The 16,047-nt window shown below is 44.8% G+C and carries 15 protein-coding genes; 10 read left to right on the top strand and 5 right to left on the bottom strand.

Annotation, left to right across the window (positions count from 1 at the left end):
* Positions 1-83 precede the first annotated feature (83 nt).
* Positions 84-1,052, top strand: a complete 969-nt coding sequence (locus tag J7529_RS00210; RefSeq protein ID WP_318727326.1) for an ABC transporter permease — start codon at positions 84-86, stop codon at positions 1,050-1,052.
* On the opposite strand, the gene J7529_RS00205 is transcribed toward J7529_RS00210, so the two are convergent.
* Positions 1,049-2,314 (bottom strand): hypothetical protein, encoded by a 1,266-nt coding sequence (locus tag J7529_RS00205; RefSeq protein WP_318727325.1) that lies wholly within the window; start codon positions 2,312-2,314, stop codon positions 1,049-1,051. The genes J7529_RS00210 and J7529_RS00205 overlap by 4 nt on opposite strands.
* A gap of 102 nt (positions 2,315-2,416) precedes the next feature.
* Here J7529_RS00205 and J7529_RS00200 point away from each other — a divergent pair, with 102 nt between their 5' ends.
* Genes J7529_RS00200 through J7529_RS00175 form a run of 6 tightly spaced genes read left to right on the top strand, consistent with a single transcriptional unit; the run spans position 2,417 to position 5,586 of the window.
* On the top strand, positions 2,417-3,520 hold the full coding sequence (locus J7529_RS00200; protein WP_318727324.1) for a transposase: 1,104 nt from the start codon (positions 2,417-2,419) through the stop codon (positions 3,518-3,520).
* Positions 3,504-3,728 (top strand): hypothetical protein, encoded by a 225-nt coding sequence (locus J7529_RS00195; protein WP_318727323.1) that lies wholly within the window; start codon positions 3,504-3,506, stop codon positions 3,726-3,728. The genes J7529_RS00200 and J7529_RS00195 overlap by 17 nt, the downstream gene beginning before the upstream one ends.
* The gene (locus J7529_RS00190; protein ID WP_271937531.1) at positions 3,710-3,985 is read left to right on the top strand and encodes a hypothetical protein; all 276 of its coding nucleotides are present in this window, start codon (positions 3,710-3,712) and stop codon (positions 3,983-3,985) included. Before J7529_RS00195 ends, J7529_RS00190 begins: the two co-directional genes overlap by 19 nt.
* The gene (locus tag J7529_RS00185; RefSeq protein ID WP_318727322.1) at positions 3,982-4,347 is read left to right on the top strand and encodes a clan AA aspartic protease; all 366 of its coding nucleotides are present in this window, start codon (positions 3,982-3,984) and stop codon (positions 4,345-4,347) included. Before J7529_RS00190 ends, J7529_RS00185 begins: the two co-directional genes overlap by 4 nt.
* A 27-nt stretch (positions 4,348-4,374) precedes the next feature.
* Positions 4,375-5,013, top strand: a complete 639-nt coding sequence (locus tag J7529_RS00180; RefSeq protein WP_318727321.1) for a DUF2301 domain-containing membrane protein — start codon at positions 4,375-4,377, stop codon at positions 5,011-5,013.
* A gap of 36 nt (positions 5,014-5,049) precedes the next feature.
* Positions 5,050-5,586: a DUF29 domain-containing protein gene (locus tag J7529_RS00175; protein WP_318727320.1), complete on the top strand. Its 537-nt coding sequence runs from the start codon at positions 5,050-5,052 to the stop codon at positions 5,584-5,586.
* A 226-nt stretch (positions 5,587-5,812) separates the two neighbouring features.
* Here J7529_RS00175 and J7529_RS00170 read toward each other — a convergent pair whose 3' ends face one another.
* From J7529_RS00170 to J7529_RS00160, 3 genes are read right to left on the bottom strand one after another with little or no spacing between them, the layout of a single operon-like run.
* Entirely contained in the window at positions 5,813-7,537 is a 1,725-nt protein-coding gene (locus J7529_RS00170; protein ID WP_318727319.1) for an NFACT family protein, read from the bottom strand.
* Positions 7,538-7,587: 50 nt separating this feature from the next.
* On the bottom strand, positions 7,588-8,019 hold the full coding sequence (locus J7529_RS00165; RefSeq protein WP_318727318.1) for a DUF3368 domain-containing protein: 432 nt from the start codon (positions 8,017-8,019) through the stop codon (positions 7,588-7,590).
* A 57-nt stretch (positions 8,020-8,076) separates the two neighbouring features.
* Positions 8,077-8,358, bottom strand: a complete 282-nt coding sequence (locus tag J7529_RS00160) for a UPF0175 family protein (RefSeq protein WP_318727317.1) — start codon at positions 8,356-8,358, stop codon at positions 8,077-8,079.
* A 460-nt stretch (positions 8,359-8,818) separates the two neighbouring features.
* Between J7529_RS00160 and J7529_RS00155 the strand changes: the two genes are divergently transcribed.
* The 3 genes from J7529_RS00155 (at position 8,819) to J7529_RS00145 (ending at position 14,071) form a co-directional block, all read left to right on the top strand.
* Positions 8,819-9,346: a hypothetical protein gene (locus J7529_RS00155; RefSeq protein ID WP_271937541.1), complete on the top strand. Its 528-nt coding sequence runs from the start codon at positions 8,819-8,821 to the stop codon at positions 9,344-9,346.
* Positions 9,347-9,432: 86 nt separating this feature from the next.
* Complete coding sequence (locus tag J7529_RS00150) at positions 9,433-12,960, top strand: PAS domain S-box protein (protein WP_318727316.1); 3,528 nt, start codon at positions 9,433-9,435, stop codon at positions 12,958-12,960.
* Positions 12,950-14,071 carry a hybrid sensor histidine kinase/response regulator gene (locus tag J7529_RS00145; RefSeq protein ID WP_271937544.1) on the top strand — a complete coding sequence of 374 codons (1,122 nt, stop codon included), beginning with the start codon at positions 12,950-12,952 and terminating at the stop codon, positions 14,069-14,071. The genes J7529_RS00150 and J7529_RS00145 overlap by 11 nt, the downstream gene beginning before the upstream one ends.
* 130 nt (positions 14,072-14,201) lie before the next feature.
* On the opposite strand, the gene J7529_RS00140 is transcribed toward J7529_RS00145, so the two are convergent.
* Complete coding sequence (locus J7529_RS00140; protein WP_318727315.1) at positions 14,202-16,016, bottom strand: bifunctional serine/threonine-protein kinase/formylglycine-generating enzyme family protein; 1,815 nt, start codon at positions 16,014-16,016, stop codon at positions 14,202-14,204.
* Positions 16,017-16,047: the final 31 nt, after the last annotated feature.

The raw sequence follows: 16,047 nt of genomic DNA, 5'->3' as shown, positions 1-16,047 counted from the left end.
AGGGAATTGGGAATCGGACAAACCCAGTTTCGCCCTTTTCTCCCCCTGTCAAAAAATAGAGTGTTATTTAGTTTAATAAATTCATGATTGATTGTTTCTCTCCTTCTTTAATCAGTGAAACACCGGTTTTACTTGACCCTTTTCAACTGTATACCCTGCCCCTAGGGGATTGGGTTTCCAATTTTGTTGATTTTTTGGTCGATCAATTTCGCCCGATTTTCCAACTGATTAGAGTTCCCTTTGCCTTTGTCCTGAATGGGATTGAAATGGGTTTGTTGGCGATTCCTCCAACTTTATTCTTAATCGTCTTAGGGTTGCTAGTGTGGCAATTTTGTGGTTCTGCCATTGCGATCTATAGTTTAGTTGCCATGGTAGGAATTGGCTTATTGGGAACCTGGGAACCGGCAATGACCACCTTATCCCTGGTAATTTGTGCGGTAACGTTTTGTATTCTGATTGGTCTACCGATTGGCATTTTAGCCGCCAGAAACGATCGCTTTGACTCCATTTTGCGGCCGCTTCTGGATGCCATGCAAACCTTGCCCTCCTTTGTTTATTTGGTTCCTGTGGTCATGCTCTTTGGTATTGGAGAGGTCCCTGGAGTCATTGTAACTTTGATTTTTGCTGTTCCACCCCTAATTCGATTAACCAATCTGGGGATTCGTCAAGTCTCGAAGGAAGTGGTGGAAGCGGCGATCGCGTTTGGTTCGACTCCCAACCAAGTCCTCTGGGAAGCTCAAGTTCCCCTGGCTCTACCCACTATCCTGGCTGGTGTGAATCAATCCATTCTCTTAGCCCTCTCCATGGTCGTTGTGGCTTCGATGATTTCTGTCGAAGGTCTGGGTCAAATGGTATTACGAGGTATTGGTCGTTTAGATGTGGGATTAGCGGCTGTTGGTGGGATCAGTATTGTGTTAGTTGCGATCCTATTAGACCGGGTAACCCAAGCTTTGGGTAAACCCCAAAAAGTCTCTTGGAAAAAACGCGGGCCGGTGGGCTTGTTGCTTTCTTTTCCCCAAACACACGAGATCGACCTAGGGAAAGGCTTCTAAGGGTCTCCTGTAAGTCGGTTAATATCTTGCTCTAAGATATCGGTTTCGGTGGTATAGGCGAGATCGTCCCTGACGATCGCCTGTTTTTTGCCCAGATGTTCAGCATAGTTGAGTTTCTGCTGTACTTCTGGGGTAGGCTCGCAGAGCATGGAGTAGCGATCGCGGCGAGTTTGGTTGCGTTGTTCAATTTTCCCATTGGCTTGTCCCAACCAGAAATAACGCATCAGGGGAATGGCTAAAAATCCGACACCATAGGCCAGAAGAATACCGTAAATAGATTGGACAAAGGCAACGAATCCCCCCAATTCAGCCGCCACTGTGCCATCTGCCAATAAGCTTCCCAAGACTAATGCCCCAATTAGATTGGCGGCTCCTAAACCGATCGCTAATATAATTTGGGTTGAACTGGCGGCACTAAATCGCCATTTCTTCTCTTGGAGATAGGAAGAATAGCTTGTTGAAGCTTGCTCAGTGGCCGTAATTTGTAAATCGGGGAACTGATAAAGAATTCCCCCTTCTGGAGTGACTTCGGGACGACCATTGAAGCGTACCAAAACGGGTAACAGATAATTTTCATATTCGCGATCGTACCCCTTACCTAGATCGTCCAAATAGGGCGCAATCTGTTCAGCCACCACGACTCCTTGTTGAGAACGGATTGTAGCTGCGATCGCCCGCCAACGACGCTGTTCTAAATGGGCATTTGGGTTACCATCCCCAAATAAAAAGGAAAAAATTGCCTCTAAAAAGTTCATTTCTGACGACGAGCGCTGATGACGCTTTGGGCTGGAATAGTCGGGAGAGAACATCCAAAACAAATCCCCTAAATGGAGTGGAAACCAAAAGAAACCCACCGATCGCCGACTCCCTGTGCCATCGGAGTCTCCTTCTTGCGACGCTTGCAGACTGATGACAATGACGGCGATCGCCACTAAAATCAGCACTAACGATAAAATCAGCAAAATACCAAAGGAAATTCGCACCAAATAAAACAAAATCCGCCCAATTTGCTGTAGCGTCTTTTGCCAACGCAAGCGCCAAAACTTCCCTTGTAGAATCGTGCGAAAATTTTTCGGAAACAGATAGGCAATATCGCCAGACTCAGCCACCTGGAGATGTCCCCCCGCATCTGCGGCGAGAGCTAAAAGCGCTTGCTGGGTTTCCTCCACATTAAACCCGGTGCGGGTGGACACATCTCCAACGGTTACTCGATACCCCAGATCTTCCACTGCTTCCATCAGTTTCAGATTCGGAACAGCCATGTTTGCTACCTCTTACTCTGTCTCTTCTTACCAAAAAGATGGGTCTAGAGCAACACCCTTCCAGGGCGGCTTTTTCCCAGCTCCTTGTGTTATAATAATATCATGAGAACCTTAAAGTTTAAGCTATACAAACATAAACAAAATAGATACCTGAAGCGACAGATAAATGCTGCTGGGGTCATCTATAATCATTGCATAGCACTTCATAAACGGTACTACCGCTTGTGGGGCAAATACTTAAACTGTGCCCAATTGCAAAAGCATATTGCTAAGTTAAGAAAGCGTAATTCTTTTTGGCAGCTAGTTGGTTCTCAGGCGGTTCAAGATATTTGCCAGCGAATAGATAAAGCTTATAATCTATTCTTCAAGCATCACGGAAAAGGTTTTAGACCGCCGAGTTTTAAGAAAGTCAAAAAATATAAGTCCTTCACCCTAAAACAAGCGGGCTATAAATTCCTAGGTGGCAACCGGGTAAAGATAGGCTCTAAAGCCTATCAGTTTTGCAAGAGCCGGGAAATAGAAGGCAAGATTAAAACTCTAACGGTAAAACGGACACCATTAGGTGAACTGTTTATAGCTGTTGTGGTTGATAGCTCAGAAAAACCAATCGCTCCCCAGTCCGGTAAAACAGCAGGGTTTGATTTTGGTTTAAAAGATTTCCTCACTTGCTCAGAAGGATTCAAGATTCAATCCCCTTTATTCCTGAAGCAGTCCATCAAAGAAGTTCGGGAAGCGTCTCGAGCTGTATCGAGGAAGAAAAAAGGCTCTAGAAATTGGAACAAGGCAAGACTTAATCTGGCTCGCAAACATGAAAAGATTGTTAATCGTAGACGAGATTGGCAATGGAAGTTAGCCCATGAGTTAACCGATCGGTTTGATGTTTTGTACTTTGAAACCTTAAACCTGAAAGGGATGCAACGACTTTGGGGTAGAAAGATCGGTGATTTAGCACTGGCTGAATTTCTTTCCATTCTTGAATGGGTAGCTGCCCAAAAATCTAAGCGTGTAGTTTATATTGATCGATGGTTTCCCAGTTCTAAAACTTGCTCGGAATGTGGACATGTACTCAATGAACTGAACTTAAAAGAGCGTCAATGGTCTTGTCCTTCATGTTCAACTAAGCATGATAGAGACTTAAATGCGGCTTTAATGATTAAATCAGTTGGGGCATCAACTGATTCGTTAGGCGATGTCAGACAGTCCTAGACTGCTATTGCTGTTTGAGCGGAGAATCCCCTTACCTTCAGGTCGGGGAGTATGTCAATCTTGTGTCTATTATGAGCATAGCAATGGGGGAATGGGGAGTGGGGAGGATATCGCGATCGCCGTCTATGAATTTCACGGTATGATCAATAAATCCTATCAATCAATGGTGAAGCAATCGGGAGTTAGCCTATGCAAGCAATCCTTTTAAGTCGTGAAGAAGTCGCTCAACGTGCCCATCAATGGTATGAAAGGAAAATCCGGCCACAAGTAGAAATTGAAGAAAATATCGGTAAGATGGTCATCATTGACATCGAGACCGGTGATTACAGAGTTGATGACAACGGCTTACGTGCTGCTGACGACTTGACTGATAAACATCCTAATGCCAGACTCTTTGGGATCAAAATTGGGTATAACGTTGCGGCGGCTTTTGGTGGCGGTATTATGGAACGTATAGTCAAGTGATTTCAGGTATCGTAGCTGACGGACACGCAATTATTACGATCTCATTTCGGATTCCCAATCGTGCTGACTTTCCGATTCAATTTGTAGTAGACACAGGATTTACAGATGAGCTTTGTTTACCACTAGAAGCAGTCGCATTATTAAATCTTCCTTTTAAGTATGATATGCAGGTAAATTTAGCAGATAACAGCCAGGTAATGCTTCCCGTTCACAAAGCAATGATTCTTTGGGATGGGGAAGAGCGAGAAGTTCGTGTGTTGGCGACAGGGCGACGACCTTTAGTTGAAACGGCTTTACTCGGTGACTATGAACTGGATCGCCAGTTCATAGAAGGTGGATTAGTAACGATTGATGCGTTGTAGTGATGAACACTTGTAAGGAATATTCTGATGACAACTAATGTAGAACAACCGATTTATCAAGGTCAATTTGGTAGCTTTACCATTACTGAAGAAGACCGCCAAGAGGTGGTTATTTATCGTGCTGGGTTAACCGTTTCGGCTGTGTGTATGGCGATCGCCACTACCCTCACTCTCTGGCCGAATCATAACCCAGAAACTCTCTTCTGGCTCACTCCCCTCTATTTCCTCTTCTGTCTCGCATTAGGGGTTAGCCTGCTCACCATCCATATTTATATGGCCTTTCTCCATCGTCTCTTACAATTATTTCTGATCGTTGGCACAATTTCTGGCTTAATCCTCACCTTCAGCAGTTCCCAACCCCTTGCCCTTACGGTATATACTCAACCCCTGACCTTATTCGGTATTGGATTTACTTTTGCTGCCCTCACCGGCATTTACTTCAAAGAAGGATTCTGTTTCCATCGTCTAGAAACTAAACTACTCACCCCCCTAGTGCCCATTCTCCTCCTGGGTGTTCTCTTTGGTACTCTTCCCCTGCAAGCTCAACAAATTATGTTAGCGGCCTGGAGCTTCCTATTTCTGATTTTTGCCGGGCGAAAACTAATCCAACCCATTCCCCCAGACATTGGCGATAAATCGGTTTTTGAATACCTGAAAAATAATTAATACAGCGTCTCGCTGTTCGTAATTAGAATTAAAGAAATGACTAAGATCGATCAATTGAGTGATCTTTATGAGATCGATAATGAGGAATGGTTCTCTCAAACCTTGAAACTCTTAAAAAACAAAAAACTCGATCGTCTCGATTTAGATCATCTGATTGAGGAATTAGAATCCGTGGGTCGCGGAGACAGATTAACTGTTGAGAGTTTTCTTGAACAAATTGTCAGACATTTACTTCTTCTCCAATATTGGCAAGAAAAATATGATTATAATGCCAATCATTGGCAAGCTGAAATTATGAGTTTTAGAACCCAACTTCACGAATATTCAACCCAAAATCTACGAAATCATTTGGAAGAAAACCAGTCAAAAGTTTATCAAAAAAAATTAAAATATGTCAGGGAAATACAGGAATGGCAGTCAATTTCCCTGAAGACTGTCCTTACAATCTTGAACAATTACTCGATCAAGACTGGCTTCCTTAGATTTACGAGGAAAAATTCTGAGATATTATTTCGTAAAACGATCGCTCCTTTGAGGGGATTTTCTCCTTCAATTGACCGAAGTTCGGCTTAAGGGCCTTACGACAAAAAAACCAGCTAAAATCTAGCTGGCATTGAATCGATATCATCAATATCAATTGTCGTTTCCGAAAATCCTGACTGCGCGTTCCCACAACACGAGGAGGATCGGTCTCTTTTGTCTCTCTTTACCAATCGTAACAGAGAATCCGATTTTTTTTAATAAAAGTTCATACTTAACGGTTTCTCTTTCGATAACTATTTATAATCAGAGGTTGGGGTTATGATTCGAGCGCTGCTTCTTGGGGACACCCCCAAAGAATACGCTCATGCTTATAGACAACCATTCCAGGTTGAGCGCCTTTCGGTTTATACACCGATTTCGGTTCTGTGTAAACCACTGGAACCTGCTTACTTTGCCGTCCTTGGCTATAATGGGCGGCTAGATTAGCCACAAACTGGAGGTCTTCGGTATCCGGAACCTGTCCTGGATCGACTCTCATCAACACATGACTGCCAGGAATCTCTTGGGTATGAAACCATAGATCGTATGCTCCAGCTAGTCTAAAGGTTAAGCGATCGTTTTGGCGATTATTGCGACCGACGAGAACTTCAAACCCGCTAGGGGTTTGGTAACGATGGGGTTGGGAGCGGTTGGAGTTGCGTTGATAGTCGGATGCTGGAGAGTCTAAATACTTCTGTTCAATTAATTCTTCGCGCACTTCCTCTAGAGTCGATAAATCCTCAGCCGTGCCATACTCCGCAAGTTGCAGTAGGGTAGTTTCTACTTGTTCGAGATAGCGTTGTTCGGTTTCAACTGCTTCTAAAAGGGGTTGGACGGCAAGTTGAGAGCGCTTAAGTTTTTGGTGTTTTTTGTAGAGCGCTTGGGCATTTTGTACGCCATTTTTTTCGAGATTGAGGGGAATTTTAACCGGTTTTCCGGTTTCAAAATCGGCTAATTCGATCGCCTGCATCCCCGGTTGCCACTGGTGTAAATGAGCCATCAATAAGTCGGCTAAATACCGGTAGCGATCGGCATCTTGGGATTGATTTAACCGTTCTCGGAATAGGAGCGCCTTTTGATGGAGCTTGCCTAAATGCGATCGCACCTTTTGCTGCAATTGATAATGTAATTGACTAAATTCTTGGCGATCAAGATGCTCGTTATAATACCCACTAATCAAATTCTGTACGGATTCGACTACCTCCACCCGATCCCAAGGCATCACCGTATACCCTTTTTTTGTCCATCCCGGTGTAAACGTTCCCTGCTGCAAGCTGTGTAACCAATGCTGCCAGCGATCATACAGCAGAGACCAATCAGCATCACTTAAAGTATCTGTGGGTTGATGGAGAGCGATCGCCGTCCCGGATAGCCAAGATTCAATCAACCGGGGACTCAACCCCCGATAACTTTGCAGTAATTGCCGCTTGAGCGGCCCCGGAATCAATCCCACCCGCCCCCGAAAATCACTGAATGACTCTTCTAGACTAGGTATCCGATTCTTTAGAGCTGGAGGATTCACATAGGGTTGTCCCGTCAAAATGGGGCGTACACTCGACTGTTGTTCGCTCACCTGATGGGCAGCGGTAACAATTATATTTTCCTGATTGACCAAAATCACATTACTATACTTCCCCATCACCTCCACAATTAAGTGCCAGCGAATCGGATCGCCTGGTCTTTGGGCAAACTGCAAATCAATTGCCCGCTCCCAAGGGGCAATTTCGGCAATGGAAACCAGAGCTAACCCATTAAGCTGATGGCGCAACTGATCGCTAAATGTAAACGTATCCGGTGCTTTTGGGGGAGGGCTGCTCATGGCGATATGGGCTGCCTGTGGATGCCAACACAGCGTTAACCATCCCCGCCCCTGAAGCGTCCGCAGGGCAAGGGATAGCCTGAAGCGATCGCGTTGAAAAACCTGCTCTAAGCGAGCCGGTAAAGAGCGATCGCGCAAATCGGCACAAATAGCCATTAAAGTCGTAAAATCAACCGGTTGCACAATGAATTGTCTAACTAACCAAGATTTCTAGTATAGCCCGTTCCCCGAACCTATATTTCTTGGGCCAAAGTTAAAACTTGTTCATAGAGATGATTTGAAATCCTTGTACCCCGATTTTGCATCTGCTCTAGAACATCCTTAACATTAGGAATCAGGCTCTGGCGCTTTGCCAATACTAAAACACCCATGGTTCCAATTAAGGGTAACTTTCTTTCTAGTGCCACTCGTCTAGCTGCCCGTTCATCAATCAGTAATTGATCGGCTTTAGTTTCTTCAGCTAAGGCGATCGCTTCTGACTCTCCTAAGTCTAAATGAAAAGACTCCTGTAACTCCTCTACAAGCCGCTGATTATTGACGGTGACCACTTGTAGCCATGACAAATCCTGTACTTGTTGCGCTGCTGGATGATCTCCCACAAGCAACTCATTAAAAACGCCCTGGGGAATCATCAGTTTCCCAAAGAGTTCAGGTAATAAATACAAATAATTGACCTTAGCTAATTCACTAATAGAAGTAGTATCTGAAACAATAATTATGGATTAAATTGATTGATTTAATCTTAACTCAGCTTGCTCCACTTCCTGACGGAATTCCTGTAAATCTTGTGAATCATCAAAGACAGAAATTCCCCATTTATGCATTCGATCGATCATCTCTAAGCGGGAAATGCCTAGGATTTTTGCAGCCCGTCCGCTACTGATTTCTCCAACTTCCAACAGCGCCATTACATAACCTTCTTTGGCTTTCTCCATAGCTCTTTGGCGGACTTGCTCCGAAAGCTCAATATTGGCTAATTGCTCATCTAAAAAGGTGAAAATCATAAGCGGTTGTGTGGTGATCCATACTATGACTATAGTCTTTCCTGTGGATTACCGCAAGCAGACATGGATGCAAACAAACAAGGGCTTGTAGAGTACGATAAAATCAAGAGCAACTGCAAAGTAAACAGATAAGGTTTACGCTTATCCTATGTTCTCTGGCAAGAGGAACAAGTAAGGAGAGTCAACAAGATTGCGCCGATCGCGCAAAAGCAGTGGTTGAAGAAAAAGATCGCACTATTCAACAGCTAAGAGAGAGCCTAGCGCAACTGGGTATCAATCCAGATACTCTCAGTTAGAGGAGTAAGCTATCGCCGTGTCTCCGTGTCTGTGCGTCCCCCGATCTTCCCGACTCCCCACTGTTTACTCTTTGTTAAGACAGATTCTTATACTGTGGGCAGGTTGCATAATCTCGGTTAATCTAAAATAGAGTAGAGCGGCTCTCTCTTAGGCATGTTGCATAATGTCCCCTAATTTATCTGGTCGTAAACTTAAATTCAAACGCCGTCCCCACTTGGCGATCGCTGTGCTTCCTGATGTCGATTCAGCATTTGCTGCCTATCGATTACTCTATAGCGAAGGGATATCCCCCGAATACTTAGCCATTGTGGGGCGAGAATTTAATCCTCCCGAATGGGTAGGATTGTATAAACCCATGAAGATTATCTTTGCTAAGGCCTATCGACTGGCCCTATTATCCGCCTTGGCTGGGAGCGCGATCGCGGCTATCCTCCTATGGGTCTTAAAGCTGGAGATTTCCAATTTTGCTCACCTCCATATCGCTCTAGTCATTTTATCAGCCGGACTCATGAGTGGTCTATCGGGTAGTCTTGTGGGCGCACTGATTGGCTTTTTTGGTGAAGGAAATACTTCTAGTATCTATCGCCATCACCTGCAACAGGGGCGATATCTGCTGATGATTGAAGGACCAGAACACATGGTAAGGCGCTCCAAAGAAGTGCTAAGTCAATATTCGACTTCGCCCTCTTGAGCCATGGAAAAGGGTGGATCGGCTATTCTAGTATTTTCAGATGACCTACCCACGCCCAGATTCCAGAGAATATTGCCATCAATGCCATGCTTCGTGTTAAGCAACGGTTTCATCGACTGTTCCAAACTGTACCCTTAGGAGTGGCCTTAATTGTGCCTTTTCTCCTGCAAATTGCGATCGCAGTGGGCTTAACTGGATATTTCTCTTGGTACCATGGCAAAGCAGCCGTTGAAAATGTCACCAGTCGCTTACAAGCAGAAATCACGGCTCATCTCGACGATCGTCTCGTTAATACTCTTTCCATTGCGCATCAGATTAATCACGTTAATGCTAATGCCATTGCTTGGGGAGAAACAGACCCAAACAACCTTGAGCAGTTAAGCCAAAAATTTTACGAACAACTCCAGTTATTTCCCCAGATCCGTGAAATTCAATTTGCCAATTCCCAAGGCGAATGGGTGAGTGTGCGTCATTCTCAGAAGGATAATTGGAGCCTAGAACTGGCGATCGCGTCCTCTACAACCGATGGTCAATTCCATATTTATTCCCTCGATCGAGGAAAACGGGGAGCGCTGTTGCGATCGCTTCCCAACCGCGATCCTCGTAAATCGTTTTGGTATCAAGAAGCCACTCGCAACGCCATTATCAACAACAATTCTCGCCAATCTTGGACAACGCCCTATCTCTCAAATACGGGACAGATGAGTCTAGATGCCGTCTTACCGATCTATGGCAGGAATCAAACCCAACTGGGTGTCCTATCTACTTCCATCTGGCTTTCTAAACTTCAGCAGTTTCTACAAACCTTGAATAAGCGACTAGATGCGCAGATTCTAATCTTTAGCAATACAGATGGAAGTATTGCGCCTGTAGTCACCCCTTTGGAGTCAACCTATCCTCTGATCAATAGTGCGACGGACTATCTCCAAACCTATTTAGTCCAGCACCCTCAAATACAAGAAGCCATTGACCTCCAGGTTAGCCTTCTTGATACTCCCTACACTCTGCACTTGAGTGCCCTAAGCGATCATCAAGACTTAAATTGGCTCATGGCGATTTTTGTCCCCCAAGATCCCTTTCTGGAGGATATTCACCAAGGAGGCCATGTTACCGCGATCGTCGGTTTACTGGCGTTGATCGCTGCCACTGTACTCGGTTGGCTTATCACTCGTCACATTATCCGACCGATTAAGCAACTCTCGCAAGTGGCGATCGCCCTTTCCGAAGGGGACTGGTATCGCACAGCCGATCCTTGGTACAATCGCACCGATGCCCTAGGAACTCTGGCTCTAGCCTTTGAGCGAATGCGCTATCAGCTCAAGCGCTCCCATCGTCAACTGCAATCCTATTCTCGGTCTTTAGAAGCTAAAATCCAAGCCAGAACGGAAGAACTCGAACAAGAAATCCGCGAGCGGCAAACGATGGAAATTGCTTTACGAGAATCGGAAGAAAAATTCTCCAAAGCCTTTCGTCGTACTCCCCACCCCATTACCATCACTTGTTTAAGCAGTGGCAAACATCTGGAAGTCAGTGATAGCTTCCTCAGTTTAACTGGCTACAGCAATGACGAAGTGATTGGTCGTACCGCGTTAGAGCTAAACCTTTGGGTTCATGTGGAAGAGAGGATGCACTTGTTTCACCTGATTCAGCACAAGAAGCAGGTGAAAAACTATGAATTTACTTATCGCACAAAGGCTGGAGAATATCGGGTGGCTCTACTCTCATCGGATGTGATTACGGTGAATGACAAACCCTGTTTACTTTCGGTGACCACTGATATTACCGATCGCAAACAGCTCGAGGAAGACTTACGGCGATCGCAACAATTCCTCGACAGCATCATTGATCATATTCCCCTAGCCATTTATACTAAGGATATTACCCACAATTTCCAACATCTAATTTGGAATCAAGCCAGCGAAGCGATTTTTGGTTTAGGGAGCGATCGCGTGATTGGCAAAACCGATGCCGAAATCTATCCCCTAGAACAAGCAACCCAATACAGTGCCTATGACTTGCAAGCCGTGCAACAAGGGAAACTTCTAGAGATCGCCGAGCATCCTTTTCAATCCCTCACGCGGGGCAAAATTCTACTCAGAACCCTCAAATTGCCCCTCTATAACCGCCACGGAGAAGCCACTCATTTACTCTGTATTTCTGAAGATATTAGCGATCGCAAACAAGCAGAAACTGCCCTTCAACAAGCCAAAGAAGCTGCGGAAATGGCTAACCGCGCCAAGAGTGAATTTTTAGCCAATATGAGCCATGAATTACGCACACCTTTGAATGCTATTTTGGGCTTTAGTCAATTAATGGCCAATAACCCTAAATTTGCGGCTGGAGCTTCAGAAATTAATATCATTAACCGCAGTGGAGAACATTTACTTGACCTGATTAATGACATTCTGGAAATGTCTAAAATAGAAGCAGGTCGGATGACATTTGTGCCAACCGCTTTCGACTTAGAGCAATTATTACAAACTTTAGAAGGAATGTTACATATCCGGGCAACTTCTAAAAGGTTAACGTTGACCTTCGATCGCCCCCCGGATTTAGTACAATATATTCAAACTGATGAACAAAAATTACGCCAAGTGTTGATTAATCTCTTGGGAAATGCAATTAAGTTTACAGAGCAAGGGACAGTCGAATTACTCATATCTCAGGTACGAGAAGATCCTTTAATTCGTTTGCAGTTTGCCGTTCAAGATACGGGAATTGGGATTGCAGAAGATGAATTGGAGCAATTATTTAATCCTTTTGTACAAACTGAGTCGGGAAGACGATCGCATCAAGGAACCGGATTAGGGCTTTCCATTAGTCAAAAATTTGTCCAACTCATGGGGGGTAACATTGAAGTTCAAAGTATCCTGGGGGAAGGCAGTTGTTTTCGATTTGAAATTCAAGCTACCCTTGCTAGTGCGGAAGGAGTCGATCCCGTTATTGTACGCAATCGAGTAATAGGTTTAGCACCTGGACAACCTCGATATCGGATGCTAATTGTCGATGATATCCCCGAAAATCGTCTGTTATTGGTACGCTTATTACACCCTTTGGCATTGGAGATCCTTGAAGCCGAAACGGGAGAAGAGGCGATCGCCCATTGGCAGCAGTATCATCCCGATCTGATCTGGATGGATATCCGCATGTCAGGTATGGATGGATACGAAACCACTCGACGGATTCGGGAACTAGAAAGTCAAGCCTCCCCAACCCAAAAAAGCATCATTATTGCCCTGACTGCCAGTGCCTTTTCCCAAAAACGAGAGCTAGTCTTTGCTGCTGGATGTGATGACTTTATTGCTAAACCTTTTCAGGAAGAAACGATCTGGAATACGCTAGCCAAACATTTGGGTCTAGAGTACATCTATGAGGAAGCCTTACCCCCAACTGATAGCCCTGAGCCATTTACCCTTACGCCCAATCAGCTTAAAATAATGCCATCGGAGTGGATTGAGGCCGTACATCAATCGGCTTTAAGTGGCGATGATGAGAGGATTATCCAACTCATTGCCCAAATCCCTCCCCATTACCAGGGTTTAATTAACACCCTGTCTGATTTGGTGCATCATTTCCATTTCAATACTTTGTTGGAATTAACGGATGAACAGTAAAGTTCTAGCCGATGTGTTAATTGTAGACGATACGCCCAACAATTTGCGTTTGTTATCGTCGATGTTAACGGAAAAAGGTTATAAGGTGCGTAAGGCGATCGATGCTAAAGGGGCGCTCAAAGCCATTGAGGTGCTAAAACCGGATTTAATTTTGTTGGATATTCGGATGCCGGAAATGGATGGGTATCAAGTATGTCACATTTTGAAGGCTGATACTCGGACTCAAGATATTCCAGTAATTTTTATTAGTGCTTTAGATGAGACGGTGGATAAGGTGCGAGCATTTAATGTGGGGGGAGTAGATTATATTACAAAACCCTTTCAAGCGCCGGAAGTGTTGGCGAGGGTAGCGACTCATTTGCAGATTCATCAATTACAACAGCAGTTAGAGACTCAAAATACTCAGTTGCAAGCGGAAATTGTGGAACGGCAAAAGGCGGAAGCCGGATTAAAAGTTTTGTTACATGCGGTTTCCCATGATTTGCGGAATCCGGTAACCGGGATGTTGATGGTGTTTAAAAATTTGTTGAAGCGGGATTCGTTTGCTTTAACCCGATCGATGGTAGAGCGGATGGCAGATAGTTGCGATCGCCAGTTAAATTTAATTAATTCTTTGATTGAAACCCAACACAGTGAGATTTGGGGGGTGTCTCTCAATTGTGAATCCTTATCATTATCTACATTAACTGCTCAGTTGGCAGCAGATTGGGAACCGATATTGAGTCAAAATCAGGCGACTTTAGAAGATCGGATAACGTCTACTTTACCCCTAATTAACGGCGATCGCCAGCAACTGTGGCGGGTATTTGAAAACCTGTTCGCCAATGCCCTCAAGCATAATCCCCCTGGTTTAAGCCTGACTCTCAGCGCTAGAGTAGAAGGGGATTGGGTGCGGTGTACCGTGGGAGATAATGGTACAGGAATGAGCAAAAAACAGTGTGAAACGCTGTTTCAACCCTATACAAGGGGCGATCGGGAAACACGCAAAACCGGATTAGGCTTAGGATTATATTTATGTTCCCAAATCATTCACGCCCATGGCGGCGAAATCGGAGTAGATAGTGTTGTGAATGAAGGCACCAATTTCTGGTTTACGTTGCCGACGCTATAGCGCTTCGTGCTGGGGAATAGGCAATAGGCAACAGCCAATAGAGAACGAAAATGTCTGAACTCTCTCGTCTCTTGCTATGAGAGTAAATCTACGGAAAAAAGCAATAAATTCTGCTCTTAACTAAGCATATTTATTGATTTAAGTCAGGGACGACAGGATGGACAATCCGCAGGCCAAAGGTGCAATATCGATCGCCAGCATTGCGGTGGTTGCGATCGGCACTACGACGGAATATTGAATAGGTGAGAAACCAAGACCCCCCTCGTATTACCCTTCTGGTCCATTCATTGCTATCGAGCCATATACTACCATCGGCAGGAGCGCGATCGTAACGATCATGCCAATGGTCGGCACACCACTCCCACAGGTTTCCATGCATATCATATAAGCCAAATCCATTGGGCGGAAAACTGCCGACTGGGGTGGTCTTCGCACGATTTTCACCTTCCGGGTCATCTATATCACTATAGTTGCCATCATAATTAGCCAGGTCAGTCGTCAGGGTTTCGCCAAAATGAAAGGGCGTTGTTGTTCCTGCCCGACAAGCATATTCCCATTCTGCTTCAGAAGGCAAACGATAGGTGTTTCCCGTATATCGAGATAGCCGGGCGCAGAATTCTTGGCAGTCGTACCATGAAACTTGTTCTACAGGCAAATTCTCTCCCTTAAAATAAGACGGATTAGACTCTAGGGAAATATTCACCTGGGGAAATGAAGCTACCCTGTGCCATTGAGCCTGCGTGATCAAAAACTTCCCCATATAAAAGGGGGGCACAGTTACTAAATGCTGGGGTTTTTCATCATCCGATCCTTCTCCCTCTAGTGAACCCATGAGGAACTCTCCCCCAGGAATAGCCACCATATCTAAAACTATTCCTTCTCCCAAGTCCTCCTGGAAATACTGCGCTTCTCGATTTTCCTGCTGAATGATTTTGCCCCAAGCATTAACTGTCACGACCTCAAAGCTAAATTTAGAGAGTGACCCTTGGTAAGGTTGGGGTACAGATAGGAGAGTAGACTTTAAAGATTCGAGTTGAACTGTTTTGAGATGAGCTTTGTCAATGACTTGGGTTGACTCTGGTTTGAGTTGCACCATATCCATAGCTGGAGTCGGTACTGTTGAAGTCTGGAGTCTGTTAACTTCTTCTAAAGCTTCCTGAGCTGAAACATAGCGATTATTGAAGTGATACCGGATCATATTCTGTAGGACTTCCCGCAATCTTGGACTGGAATGAGTAGCAAAGGGTTGCCAGATGATTTCTAGAGTTTCTGGGTCTGCTGGTAGACTGAGGGCTGGTTTTCCCGTGAGTGCTTCAATGGCGATCATGCCCACAGCATAGATATCGCTACAAAATTTAGGCTGTCCTACCGCTTGTTCACTGGGCATATATCCAGGTGTACCAACACGAACTGTCCGTTGATTTTTCTCTCCCAATTGAGTTAACTCAGACAGGTGTTGCTTGACTGCGCCAAAATCAATCAGTACCAGGGTTTGATCGGGCTTACGCCGCATCAAGTTATTGGGTTTAATATCCCGATGAATGACTTGATGATCGTGCAAAAACTTTAAGGGAGTGAGGATATCTTGTAATAACTGAATCACTTGCTCCTCTGACCAAGGTTGTCCCGGGTGTATTTCCTGGCTTAACTCATGACCTTGGATATATTCCTGAACCAGATAAAATTCTCCTTCTTCCGTAAAATAGGCCAGAAGTTGGGGAATTTGAGGATATTTTCCTAATTTTTGCAGAGCCTTTGCTTCTGTCTCAAATAAGCGCTGGGCTGTCTTTAGTTGTTTTGGACTCTTGAACTGGGGCTTCAGTTGCTTGACAACACAGAGGGGATATCCTGGAAGGTGCAAGTCTTGTGCCAGGTAGGTGAGGCCAAATCCTCCTTTACCGAGTTCCCGTTCTATCTGGTAGCGACCCGCAAGCACTGGTGACATGGTTCAATTCAAAATTCAAAATAAATTGAGT

Source organism: Roseofilum sp. Guam, from assembly GCF_017746735.1.
Taxonomy (GTDB): domain Bacteria; phylum Cyanobacteriota; class Cyanobacteriia; order Cyanobacteriales; family Desertifilaceae; genus Roseofilum; species Roseofilum reptotaenium.
Note: the sequence above shows the minus strand (reverse complement) of the source record. Positions and strands in the feature narration are given on the sequence as shown.

Bases quoted from the DNA above. Each gene is read 5' to 3' on its own strand.
- J7529_RS00210 (WP_318727326.1), top strand. From the start codon at position 84: ATGATTGATTGTTTCTCTCCTTCTTTAATCAGTGAAACACCGGTTTTA.
- J7529_RS00205 (WP_318727325.1), bottom strand. From the start codon at position 2,314: ATGGCTGTTCCGAATCTGAAACTGATGGAAGCAGTGGAAGATCTGGGG.
- J7529_RS00200 (WP_318727324.1), top strand. From the start codon at position 2,417: ATGAGAACCTTAAAGTTTAAGCTATACAAACATAAACAAAATAGATAC.
- J7529_RS00195 (WP_318727323.1), top strand. From the start codon at position 3,504: ATGTCAGACAGTCCTAGACTGCTATTGCTGTTTGAGCGGAGAATCCCC.
- J7529_RS00190 (WP_271937531.1), top strand. From the start codon at position 3,710: ATGCAAGCAATCCTTTTAAGTCGTGAAGAAGTCGCTCAACGTGCCCAT.
- J7529_RS00180 (WP_318727321.1), top strand. From the start codon at position 4,375: ATGACAACTAATGTAGAACAACCGATTTATCAAGGTCAATTTGGTAGC.
- J7529_RS00175 (WP_318727320.1), top strand. From the start codon at position 5,050: ATGACTAAGATCGATCAATTGAGTGATCTTTATGAGATCGATAATGAG.
- J7529_RS00160 (WP_318727317.1), bottom strand. From the start codon at position 8,358: ATGATTTTCACCTTTTTAGATGAGCAATTAGCCAATATTGAGCTTTCG.
- J7529_RS00155 (WP_271937541.1), top strand. From the start codon at position 8,819: ATGTCCCCTAATTTATCTGGTCGTAAACTTAAATTCAAACGCCGTCCC.
- J7529_RS00150 (WP_318727316.1), top strand. From the start codon at position 9,433: ATGCTTCGTGTTAAGCAACGGTTTCATCGACTGTTCCAAACTGTACCC.
- J7529_RS00145 (WP_271937544.1), top strand. From the start codon at position 12,950: ATGAACAGTAAAGTTCTAGCCGATGTGTTAATTGTAGACGATACGCCC.
- J7529_RS00140 (WP_318727315.1), bottom strand. From the start codon at position 16,016: ATGTCACCAGTGCTTGCGGGTCGCTACCAGATAGAACGGGAACTCGGT.